The sequence below is a fragment of the Prosthecobacter sp. genome, from assembly GCF_044378005.1.
GTDB lineage: Bacteria > Verrucomicrobiota > Verrucomicrobiia > Verrucomicrobiales > Verrucomicrobiaceae > Prosthecobacter.
Map to the genome: position 1 here is coordinate 1 of NZ_JBILYB010000177.1, position 11,009 is coordinate 11,009.

The following is an 11,009-nucleotide window of genomic DNA, read 5'->3' on the forward strand; positions in this document are numbered from 1 at the left end:
GAGTTCCGGCCAGAGCGGCCCGTTTGCAGAGATCGAGGAGGCGTTTTCCATAGAGGACACGGCCGATGCCGAGTTTTTTGGTGGTTCGTGTGATCGAGTAATCCACCTCGCGCACGCCCATGAGCTGCAGCACCTGCATCCAGTCGCGCAGGTCATGGAACATGAAGACGAGGTAGTCGTGGTGCTCGAACGCCTGGCACTCCATGCGCGGGATAGTTTCCATCTCCTCGGTGGGGTCTTCGGCGTCGAACAGTTTGCGGATCTCATCTTCGGCAAAGCCGGTGAGTTCGAGATCAAAGGAGGGATCGCTTTCCTGGATGGATTTGAGCAGCCGCTTCAGATCTCCTTCATCGAGTTCCGCCAGTTCGGCGAGGCGGTTGTCCGCGAGCAGATCAGCAAGTTCCTCGGCTTCGCTGGCATAGTCCTGCTCATCCACCGGCACGGATTCACAGCCGATCAGTAGTGCGGCCTCCAGCCGGCCATGGAGTCTCCACCACTGCCTCAGCGGTCCGGCTCAATTCCGAGCGCGGAGCCGACGCGGTAGTAGAACTCGAGGAGTTCTTCATCGGTGATCTGGAACTGCTTTGGGGCGAACTGGAATGCCTCCTGTTGAAGGGCGAAGTAGGCCAGATGCACCAGCCAATCGATCTGTTGCGGAGTAAATAAGTCACGAAGGCGGTCACTGTCGACGAGTCCAGCTTTAGAGGGGTAAGAAACCATAAAAGAATAAGGGCTGAAGATGAGGTTGAAAAGGAAGTCGATACCGCCGGCAACCCACCTCCCCATCCGGGAGGTGGGAATGTCCGGCACGGGGTCAGAAGGGGATATCGGAGTGCGCTGGATCGTCATCGAGATCGTCCCAAGGCTCGTCCTGGTCGTCCGTGAACGGGTTCTCATCCATTGAGCAATGCATCTCGCTTTCGCTGGAGGGGGGGGCAAGGTTTTCGATGGGCATGATGCCTTGGCCAAGGGGAAGGTCGTGTTTGCGCTTTTCCTCCGCCTGAAGCAGACGATCATGCTCGGCCTTTTGCAAGGCCTCTCGGCGTTTCTTTTCCTCCTCATTCTTCAGGCGTGTGTAGTCGAGGTAATGCAGATTCGCCTGGATGTTGTCCGTGTTGCTATACACATAGCAGAGGAAGAACTCGGTGATGGTGGCCTTGCGAACGGCGAGTTCTTCGGCCAGGAGCAGGACCAGCGGCTTGCGCTGTTGGTTTTCATAAATGAACGCCTCCCACCACTTGCGGGCACTTCCGGTGGTGTTTTCCCAGTCTAGGGCTGCCAGCACTTGATCGAGTCGTGCTTGAACCCGATCCTCGCTCCAGCCGCCTGTGTTGCTGATGCAGTTGACCGGGATATCTCCCACTCGTAAAACCGTGGAAACTCCGGCGAAGGCGAGCCGACGCAACTCTTCGTCATGGCGAACGGGGCCGCGACTTTTGCCTCGGATCAATTTCGGGCTGGCGTTGTTGGTGATGCAATCCAAGTCGATGATGACCTTGGTGACGTCCTGGTCGGCGAGACATGGCCAACTCTGATCAAGGCGGTTCAAGGCCTCGGCTAGCAGACGCTGGAGTCCCCGGGCCCCGGTGCCTAGGTCGGCAGCGCGAGCGGCCAAATCCTCAATCGCCGGCCTGGTGATTTCAAGCTTGATACCGTGAGCGCGTGCGATAGCCTGATGCCGCTGCCAAGGGCCGTTCTGAGTGGCATCAGAAAGAATGTGTGAATAGTCATCGATGCCAAGTTCTTGCAACACAGCCAAAGAGCCGAACCGGCCGATGAGTTCGGGGATCATGCCGAACTTGTCGAAGTCCTCAGTGGTGGCCTTGCAGAGGGATTCAAAGACTGGGCGAGCCTGCTGGCCCAGGGCTTCAGAGCGCGCTTGTTCCAGGAAACCTACTCTACGCAGGCTGTGGCAACCGATTCGCTTGTTCACGATCTCGGGCAGCTTCACAAAGGCACCGGCGCAGATAAACAAGACCTTGCTGGTGTCGATTGCGGCATGATCATAGCTTTCGCTGCCCTTGCTGATGCGCCCGTCCAGGAGGGTCAGCAGGGCCTGCTGAACGCCTTCACCACTTACATCGCGACCGATATCGTCCGCGCGGCGAACCTTGTCGATTTCGTCGATGAAGATAATGCCGCGTTCGGCGGATTTCGGATCACCACCCGCAGCATCCAAAAGAGAGCGCACGAGGGTTTCCACGCTATTGCCCTTGTAGCCAGCCTCGACCAACCCGGCGGCCGAGGTGAAGGCGACGGGGACACCGAGAAACTGGCCGAGTTTGCTTGCCAGGTAAGATTTGCCGCAGCCGGTGGGGCCGAGCAAAAGAACATGATGACTCCCGAGATCAAGGTGTTCGGTTTCCCGCAGGGATAGGGCGAGGTAATGGTTATAGACGGCCCTGGAAATGGCCCACTTGGCATGCTGTTGTCCGACGATGAACTTGTCGAGGTAAGCTACCATGTCCTCTGGAGTGGGAAGAAGGCGGAGAGATGAGGAGCTAAAGGCCGATGACAGTGGAAAGCCTGACAGCGAAGGTGGGATACAATTGAAGGTATGCATGATGTTGATTGGGACGCCCTTTGGCATTAAATAACTCAGGAATAGAGCTTGATTCAAATCGACTGGGCGTGGTTCGGCGAAGACCGCCCGTTAAATCTGAATCCTTGTTGATTTGCGTTTTTTTGCTTGCCATGTCTACCGTCACGCCCAACGCCGCCGCATTCAAAAAGCACTATGAAAAGCTCGCCTTGTTGAATTGGCCGCCCAAAGCTATTGACGCTTTTTGGGGTGTCACCAGTCAAACTAGGAAAGCACTGATTGCTGGAAAACCAGTGAAGCTAGACACCATTAAGAAGGTGGCTGAAAAGCTAGGAATGAGCCCCCAGCAGGTCATTGTAGCGACGAACGTGGCAAGTCTACCCCATGACCCATCCTTTTATGAGGATCTGGAGTTTGGTTATTTTATTGATCACGCCCGCACTCCAGAGGATGGGAAAACGCAATGGCATCCTGAGACCATCAAATTGGAACGAGTCGAAGGACCAGATTCGAATTGGGTCTGGTTCACAGGTTCGATCAAGAATGAAAAGCATGGGGTTTTTGTGGTGCAAGCTTGCCTGGTTCGAAACAAGTCATTCGCGATTCTCGCTGCGCACAAGAATCGAGCAGATGCGTTTGTGGCCACGTTTTCGCATCTGGCTTGCATAGGCGAAGGATCTCGGAAACAAGTGCTCTGCGGGATATGGAGTGGTGAAGATCCTTTTTCCCGGTTGGCGGTCTATCGAATTTTTTGCAGCAAGAAGGGGGAATCTCTCAAGCCAGAGGAGATTTCACAGATTTTGCAGCACAACAAGATCATCACGAAGTTCGAAGACGATGAAATGGCCGAGAAGCCAAAGCACTTGGCCGCGAAGCACCCGGTCTTGCTCAAACAAGCAAGGAAGCTACCACCGCAATAGCATGAGAATTGAATCGGGAGTTCCTTGCAATAGAAGTGTGAGCCTGTTCATATAGCCCCAATGGTGATTTTCTACTTCGTGTCCGATCGATTACTCGGCTAAGCTAAATAGTGAACTCGGCACGGCCCTATCAAAGGCAACATCGTCTTTGATCAACTCGGCTGAAACCCGATCCTCCGCCGACTCTTGCCCTTCTCTCCTGCATGTTCGGCCTTGGCCTTCTTCGCCTTCGCAATCTCTCGCTCCAGTATCGCCTGCGTTACCCGCCACTTCGACGTGTCTGCATCCGTGCTGCCCGCATGAATCGCATTCACGCACACATTCAGGATGTCCCCACCACTGAGTCCCTTCGATAGCTCCGCGAGAATCGCGTAATCAGCCTGCACCCGATCTGGGTTGGGTAAGTGAAAGGCGAACAGCTCCCGGCGCATGGAGGCGTCTGGAACGCGGAACTTGATGTGGCGCTGGATGCGCCGCAGCAGCGCGGGGTCGTAGTTTTCAAACAGGTTCGTCGTGACGATCACCACGCCATCGAACCGATCCAATTCCTGCATCAGGCAGTTGCGGTTCTGGTTGATGCTGGTGGAGCAGGACTCGCCGGTTGATACTCGCTTGGAGAGCAGGCTGTCGGCTTCATCGAAGAACAACACCGCGTCGTGCTCACGGGCAGCAGCAAAGGCGGCTTTGATGTGCTTGGCGGTGTCACCAAGGTATTTGGAAATGACCGCGCTGTAATCCACTTGGTAGAGCGGCTTGCCGAGACGCAGCGCGATGCCGAGAGCTGCGCGCGTCTTGCCGGTGCCGGGTGGACCGTAGAAGTTCAGGATGCAGCGACCCTGCTGCGGCTGGATGCTGCTCAGGTTCCAGATGCGGTCGAGATCAGCGCGGATCTCCAGCGCTCGCAGGCCGGAGTGGATGTCGGTCTTCATCTCAGGATGCAGGATCAGCTTGTCGAGGTCATGACGAGGCTCCGGCTGCACCAGCACGCCCACATCAGGGGGCGGTTCCTCTTCATCGCGATCCCTCCTGCGGCGACGCGGGTTACGGTGGTCTTCGACGGTGACTGCGTCAGGTGGCAGCTCGACTTCGGAGCTTTGTTGGGTCAGGGTGGTCGTGGGCATGGTGGTAACTGGTTTGGGTTATTGAAAGCATTCCTCCGCCCATTCGCGGGCGGAGTCAGTGATGACGCGGATGAACTCTTTGGGCTTGGTCGCCAGATGGTTCTCTCCCATCAGATGGAGATAAGTGTTGAGGGCAGCGCACACAGCTGCGCCGAGTTGAACTTCCGGATCATCCAACTCCAACACACTCTCCCAGTAGCCGATGCGTTCACGCAGGCTGTTGAAGCGCTTCGGATCAGGCAGGGGTTGATCGCGCATGTGTTGATTGCAGTGAGGCTGCGGAGCAGCGGTGACCAGCTTGGCTGGGATGAACGAACGCGCTTTCGCGCAGGCCCAGAGGATGGCGCAACCATCCATTCGGTCATGGATTGGAATGTGGCGCACGGACGGCGAGCCAATGAGAACGTAGGGGAATCGGGTGGGTGGGTTGAGCATGGTGGTAGCAGTTTGGGTTTGGGTGGAGTCCGCAGACGGCGGATGATTCAGCCAAGGATCAGCGCGGCAGCCATCCAGGCGGCCACGGCGATCCAAGCGAAAAGGGCGTCAAGGTTCATGGCTGCGAGGAGGCATTGATCAGGCGCACGGTGAGGATGAAGCCATGCAGGGCGGGAACGAAGCTGTTGGCGGGTCGCACTTCGCCGAATGAGACCGTCACCTCACCAACTTGGTAGCCTTGGCTGGTGAAGTAGGCTCGAGCATCGGTGATTGCGTCCTCGTCATCAGCATACCAGTCGATGAAGGTCTGGTTGTTACCGCACTGGCGGTCGTTGATGAACATGCGCACATGATAAGGCTCTTTGGTGGCGATGATCGCAGGATCATTCTGAGTTTGGGGTCTGGCTTTGGGCATGGTGGTATTGGGTTTGGATTTGGGTTGCCGGAATCAGCTATCCGCAGACTGCGTATGACTGTTACCTGAAAAGGCGGCTTTAAGGCGCGCGGTTTCGCTGCACTGCAGGATCTGCCGCGCATAGGCTTGGATGCGGCGGCGCAGGATGATCATCTGCCGTTCACTCAGGCCACCGCGTCGCTGATACTGACGAGCGAAGCTGGTCAGAATTTCAGCATCAGGTCCGGTGAACCCGATGCCGTTGCGCTCGATGGTGGTTTCACGGCATTGCTCGTCGGCGGTCTGGTTCTGGTAGATGCGCATCAGGGCGCGCAATGCCCAGCGGTCGTTGCTGGCAAGGCGATGGCGCAATTGTTCGATCATGTCTTTCTTGCTCATGGGTAGGTGGGTTCAGGTTCATTGCCCTTGCGGGCCGTCTCCTTGCCTCGTCACCTTGCCCTCCGTTGTCGCGCCGTTTGCGACACCATATTGGCGCTCGCACACGGCCATAAATACATGATGCAAAAGGTTCAAATCCAACTAGTCGGCGAAGTCGCGCAATTCCTTTATTCGAGCAGCTTCTTGTCATTCATATCACGAATCAGTGCCGCGAGGGCGGTCGCAGCCTCACACACTGGGCCCTGATTCCCGCACCAACTTCCCAGATGAACCAAAACCCTTCACTCTTCCCTCAGTTCTCCCTCGCCAAACTGCCTCTTGTGCAACCTTTGCCCTTGCCTGCTTCTTCGCCCATAGATACCCTCAACTCTATGCCAAAGATCACATTCAAGGGCCGTCCCCTCGAAAGCAATTTCCTTGCAATCAATAAAACGCTGATTTGGCTTCTTTCTTTGTTTCTCGGACTATCCATTTCCCCCAAGTCCAATGCCTCTGGCATGCAAATCTTCGTCAAAACATTGACAGGAAAGACAATCACGCTCGACGTGGAAGCCAGCGATTCTATCGAAAATGTGAAGCAAAAGATCGAGGACAAGGAGGGAATCCCACCCGATCAGCAGCGCCTCATTTTTGCTGGCACGCAGTTGCAGGACGGTCGCACCCTCGCAGATTACGGTATCCAGCCGGAATCGACGCTCCACCTTGTATTAATTCCCCAGAGTGTCATCCAGCTTTCCCTCGAAAAAACCACCGACTTCATCACCTGGCAGGAGGTGCCGATCACCCCAGCCATGCTAAGTGCGGATGGCAAAACCATCTTGCCGAATAACAGCAATACCGGCTTCTTCAGACAAAAGATCGAAGTAATCAATATCCCGAAAATCACGGTTCAACCAACCTCCGTCTCAATCAACAGCGGAGAAACGGCCAGCATCTCGGTCACAGCTACAGGCACCGCGCTGATTTACCAATGGTATGCTGGGCTAGCTGGCGACATCAGCAACCCCGTCGTTAATGCTACCGGTGCATCATTCACTACGGCCCCGTTGACTTCGGACGGCGTTTATTGGGTCCGTGTGAGTAACAATTGCGGCAGCGTGAACTCTTATGCGATAACGGTCACCATGATTCCTCCGCCATGATGCGGCCTCAGAAACTGGACCGTGGCCTGAAGCGGTAATCGCAGACACCACCTGACTACCGCACCATGTCACTCTCTTTGATACACCTGCTTCGCGCTGCGCTTGGTCAGGTGCTTCAGTCTGGCGCGCAGAGAACCAATACCCTGGCTGATGTTCTCACGTCACGCGTTGCCGCTTCTCCGGAGTTTCTATTCCAGATCAACCACACCGCAGCATTGGGACGACACGCGATTGCCACCCATGCACTCGTGGGAAAGCCGCCCGGCACCATCTTACTGCGAGAGACCAGCTACATCTGGATTCCAACCGATCTGTGCAGCGAGTTTGTCTGTCACTCGTGCGCTCTCGACTTCGCCGCTGCCCATCCATCCCTATCGCGTCGGGTGGATTGCGAGGGTTGCAACGGGCAAACCCATTACTGCTCAGCAAAGTGCCGCGACGAGCAGGCTCTCCTGCACCAGCCCATCTGCGCGATACTCCGCGACGCGCCATTGCTCGCCGCCCGCCATCATTGTCCTCCAGACTTAGTGCGCGCTTTTCTCGCGCTGGTCGCAAAGCGTGCAGCCAGCTTACAGCAAAACATGGAGCCGCCGGATCGAGAGGCACTCCATTCCGCCCCCCTCACCTTCGAGGCCGGGCCCGAGGCTTTCTCTCAAATGCTCGTCCATACTGGGGCATTGAATTCCGAATCGCGACGCTCCTTGCGTGCGTTGGCGTCATCCATTTGCGACCGACTGCCAGAGGAAATACGCCCTCCACTCGACCTCTTCCTGAGGTGGGCCTCACAGATCAATTCCAACTCGCACGGCCTCAATCACACGAATGCCGCCAACGAATCCATGGGCTTCGGCCTCTTCCCGCTTTGCTCCATTTTCAATCACTCGTGCCTGCCTAACTGCACCTACACCAATGAGGGGCCGCAGTTGGTATTCCGCCTCCTGCGCTCGGTGCGTGAGGGCGAAGAGCTTTGCGTCAATTACACCGAACTCTACGCGACACGCGACGAGCGACGGGCAGAACTCCACGCGACCAAGTCGTTTGAATGCCGTTGTCGGCGCTGCACTCTAAGCCCGGCCAGCGAGGAGGAAGCTCGCCTCATCAGTGCCGAACCCTTGGTCTCAGCTGTGCTCTGCGACCAGACAAAGGGCTGTCCCGGCCTGCTGCACCCATGCGACGTGCTTACCGATCGGTTGGCGGATCGCTCCGCCAAATGGGCGTGCTCGGTCTGTAACGCGCGCTGCACTTACGGTCACCTCATCGACAACCACCTCAAGCCCCTGCAGGATCGCTTACAAGAGGCGATGCTCCTGTATTCCCGTGGACTAATGGGCGGTGCGGCAACTCCGATCCGCGCCGCCTTCGAGTCGCTGTTGCAATCGGCACTTACCCGACTTCCTGCTTCTCACGCCCTCGTCTTCAACTGCTACCTGCCACTGATCAACTGCTGCTCGGTGCTCAAAGACTATCCAGCCAAGGAAACCTATGCGCGGACCTTGGTCGAAATGGCCACCGCGACTTTGCCCGACTACCCGCCCCTAGCCAATTATCTGGAAGCCTTCGCCCAGTCACTGAATGAGCGGATCAAGACAACGCCTAACATGCCGCGAGAAACGCGCTCAAAATACGCCACGGAGGCGTCCGAAGCACTGCAACGGTCGCTGAGCATTTGCCAAGTCTGCTATGGGCTGAACCACCCCAAGACATTGCAAACGCGCGACAAGTTACGCCGGGCAGAGGTGGTCGCCAAATCCAGGTGATCACCCGACTGGCCTAGTTCTGAACTAAAACCCAAACCCTAAGCACTCCAACAAGGGCCGAATCCCATAAATCAGCAGCAAATGGCCTGGGTAGAATGTGTAGAAAAGGTAGCGGCAGTCACGCCCCCTTTGCCCATTGTATCGGCTCAAGAGAGGAAGAGCCAACATGCAGCCGAGATTGATGAAATTGATCAACTGGTAGCCAGGGTCCCCAGTCCTCGCGCTGACGACCGCAAAAAGACCAGCGTTCGCCAGCAATAATCCGCCCAGCGCACCAACCGTCCAGCCAAAGCGTCCGCGGGTGGCATGAAACACAAAAATCATCCACACCCCCAGATGCCACCAGTCCAAGGTGACATAAAAACCAGCGGCACCAACCGCCAGCAGCAGTCCAGCCAAGAGCCAGCGCGAGTGAATTCGCTCGGCCGCCCAGATCACGCACAGGCCCGCCAGTAGATCAAAAAATACATTGAGTCCGTGCGGAAATACCAACCGATAAACTGGCTGGGCCAACACCGCAAAGACCAGCAAACGCAGCAAGTATCGTCCGAGGTGCCGCGTTTGGTGATAACCCTCCACCAGTAGAAACGCGATGATCGGCATCGCAAATCGACCCACGACCCGCAGCCAGAGAGCCTCTGGGTAAATCAACGCGCCGATGTGATCCACAGCCATCGCCGTGATGGCAATAAGCTTGAGAGTAAACGCGTCAAAGCGCAGGCTCGTCTTCACTGGCAAGCAAGCTGTATTGCCGCCAAGTAGCGCGCCATCCAGTTTTTTTACATTAGCAGGTTTCGCCAATCTTCGCGCCATGCGCATGGGAATACACTCCTACACACGTGGAGCAAGGTTTATCCCTGATCCATCTGTAAAATCCCTTCGCAAACTGATCAATCATTCGTTGGATGTGTTTCATGGGGTGTGGTCGAGGTAGGATTCGAGATCGGCGAGCGCGGCTCGCACGCAGCCGCCGCTGCCCACGGCGATTTGGTTCGCGGTGACGGAAGGCACGGCCCAATGGGCGCTCAGGAACGCCGCCAGTTCCTCCGTGGTCGGTGGCAGCAGCTTGATGGCTTGGAACCGCGTCTGGAACCGCTCGGTGAGCAGGTCCAATTGCAGGTTGCTCGTGCCGAGGAACGCCCGACCCGGCGGCAATCGGTCAAGGTAGGTGAGCAGCAAGTCCTGCGCTTCTCGTGAGCAGCGGTCCAGCTCATTGACGATCTTGACCGACCATGAACTAAACAGGCTGCCATAGGCAAGCTGCCGCATCCAATCGCGCACAAGGTCCACCGTTACCTCACGCCCGTTGTAGTCCTCAATGGACAGCGGCGTGCCTGCGAGTTGCAATGCCACCAGTTCAACCACACTCGTCTTACCCACACCCGGCGGACCATAGAGCAGCAGCTTCATCGTGGCTGAAGGATCACTGGCGAGCCGCTTGGCTTTGCTCGCCTGCGCCAGCGCCACTCGTTTGGCCTGGCCGATCAAATCTTCCGCTGTGCGCGGTCGCCAGTTCATCGGCGAGGACGGAGCTTGTTTGAGAACATGTTCACGCGGCTTGGATGCCATGATGGACCTCCTTCCCATGAGTCGTGGAGAGCGTCGTAATCGCGGAGGCCACCGACCGTGCGCCCTTCTTGTAGAGCGTGACGGCCAGCAGTTCGCCGTCGATCCACACGGCCCAGTAGCGCGTGCCATACTTGGTGATGGTAAGTCGATCACTCATGGGTCCAGCCCTCCCGACGGATGCGTGCTTTCACGGAGTTGATCGACAGCTCAAACTGCGCGGCTGTCTGCTTGATGGAACCGGTGCGGCGATACAGTCGTTTCACGGCTTTCCAATCCACCAGCGTGCCATGGGTGGTCACGCTGGTGCGCTTGCGTCGTGGCTTCGGCGATGCGGGCGTGCCGATGATCTGGTCCACAGCAGGCGTGAACGCATCGAACCTCTGCGGCGTGGGTGGTGGTGCAGCTTCCGCCGCCTGCACTGTCCGCAAGCTAGCGAGTTGTTCGCGCACCGCCTCGCTGGCGATGGGGCGGATCATCTGCTCCACCGTGGCCGGAGCTTGCCCACCATTGAGGCGTTGCAGGGCCTCGACGAGCCGCGCATCCACGATGCTCTGGATGAGATCAATGGGGATTTCCGTGATGGCATACACCACCCCGGTCAGGGAGTTGAGCCCCATCAGGGCTTTCATCTGTTCACGGGCTTCACGCGGGGAGTCGGCCTCCACACGGTCATCGAACAACACTTGGCCAGCTCGGCTGGCGATCAGTTTGAAGAGTTTCATATCGGGTT

13 protein-coding genes and 1 pseudogene are annotated in these 11,009 nt (G+C 57.1%); 3 read left to right on the plus strand and 11 right to left on the minus strand.

All coding sequences use genetic code 11. The annotated features are described in order from the left end of the window. From AC6FTP_RS23040 to AC6FTP_RS23050, 3 genes and pseudogenes are all read right to left on the minus strand, one after another. Positions 1-436, minus strand: a pseudogene (locus AC6FTP_RS23040) (hypothetical protein); the annotation flags it as partial. Positions 437-501: 65 nt separating this feature from the next. Continuing rightward, positions 502-810, minus strand: a complete 309-nt coding sequence (locus AC6FTP_RS23045; protein ID WP_497209254.1) for a hypothetical protein — start codon at positions 808-810, stop codon at positions 502-504. 4 nt (positions 811-814) lie between these two features. Then, positions 815-2,464 (minus strand): AAA family ATPase, encoded by a 1,650-nt coding sequence (locus AC6FTP_RS23050; RefSeq protein WP_497209255.1) that lies wholly within the window; start codon positions 2,462-2,464, stop codon positions 815-817. Between the two features lie 230 nt (positions 2,465-2,694). On the opposite strand from AC6FTP_RS23050, the gene AC6FTP_RS23055 reads away from it, so the two are divergent. Beyond that, positions 2,695-3,462 carry a hypothetical protein gene (locus tag AC6FTP_RS23055; protein ID WP_497209256.1) on the plus strand — a complete coding sequence of 256 codons (768 nt, stop codon included), beginning with the start codon at positions 2,695-2,697 and terminating at the stop codon, positions 3,460-3,462. A gap of 152 nt (positions 3,463-3,614) precedes the next feature. Here AC6FTP_RS23055 and AC6FTP_RS23060 read toward each other — a convergent pair whose 3' ends face one another. The 4 genes from AC6FTP_RS23060 to AC6FTP_RS23075 form a co-directional block, all read right to left on the minus strand. Beyond that, on the minus strand, positions 3,615-4,583 hold the full coding sequence (locus AC6FTP_RS23060) for an ATP-binding protein (protein ID WP_497209257.1): 969 nt from the start codon (positions 4,581-4,583) through the stop codon (positions 3,615-3,617). An 18-nt stretch (positions 4,584-4,601) separates the two neighbouring features. Then, positions 4,602-5,018 carry a hypothetical protein gene (locus AC6FTP_RS23065; RefSeq protein WP_497209258.1) on the minus strand — a complete coding sequence of 139 codons (417 nt, stop codon included), beginning with the start codon at positions 5,016-5,018 and terminating at the stop codon, positions 4,602-4,604. A 115-nt stretch (positions 5,019-5,133) separates the two neighbouring features. Further along, positions 5,134-5,433, minus strand: a complete 300-nt coding sequence (locus AC6FTP_RS23070) for a hypothetical protein (RefSeq protein ID WP_497209259.1) — start codon at positions 5,431-5,433, stop codon at positions 5,134-5,136. Positions 5,434-5,466: 33 nt separating this feature from the next. Then, entirely contained in the window at positions 5,467-5,811 is a 345-nt protein-coding gene (locus AC6FTP_RS23075) for a hypothetical protein (RefSeq protein ID WP_497209260.1), read from the minus strand. A gap of 266 nt (positions 5,812-6,077) precedes the next feature. On the opposite strand from AC6FTP_RS23075, the gene AC6FTP_RS23080 reads away from it, so the two are divergent. Both AC6FTP_RS23080 and AC6FTP_RS23085 read left to right on the plus strand, forming a co-directional pair. Further along, positions 6,078-6,953 (plus strand): ubiquitin-like protein, encoded by an 876-nt coding sequence (locus tag AC6FTP_RS23080; protein WP_497209261.1) that lies wholly within the window; start codon positions 6,078-6,080, stop codon positions 6,951-6,953. 65 nt (positions 6,954-7,018) lie between these two features. Next, positions 7,019-8,710, plus strand: a complete 1,692-nt coding sequence (locus tag AC6FTP_RS23085; RefSeq protein ID WP_497209262.1) for an SET domain-containing protein — start codon at positions 7,019-7,021, stop codon at positions 8,708-8,710. Between the two features lie 24 nt (positions 8,711-8,734). Here AC6FTP_RS23085 and AC6FTP_RS23090 read toward each other — a convergent pair whose 3' ends face one another. From AC6FTP_RS23090 to AC6FTP_RS23105, 4 genes are all read right to left on the minus strand, one after another. Further along, on the minus strand, positions 8,735-9,529 hold the full coding sequence (locus AC6FTP_RS23090; protein ID WP_497209263.1) for a TraX family protein: 795 nt from the start codon (positions 9,527-9,529) through the stop codon (positions 8,735-8,737). Positions 9,530-9,622: 93 nt separating this feature from the next. Then, complete coding sequence (locus tag AC6FTP_RS23095; protein ID WP_497209264.1) at positions 9,623-10,228, minus strand: ATP-binding protein; 606 nt, start codon at positions 10,226-10,228, stop codon at positions 9,623-9,625. Positions 10,229-10,259: 31 nt separating this feature from the next. Continuing rightward, a complete protein-coding gene (locus AC6FTP_RS23100) occupies positions 10,260-10,436 on the minus strand; it encodes a hypothetical protein (RefSeq protein ID WP_497209265.1) in 177 nt (58 codons plus the stop codon). Then, positions 10,429-11,009, minus strand: a 581-nt coding sequence (locus tag AC6FTP_RS23105; protein ID WP_497209266.1) for a hypothetical protein, incomplete at its 5' end; no start/stop codon positions are given. The genes AC6FTP_RS23105 and AC6FTP_RS23100, both read right to left, overlap by 8 nt.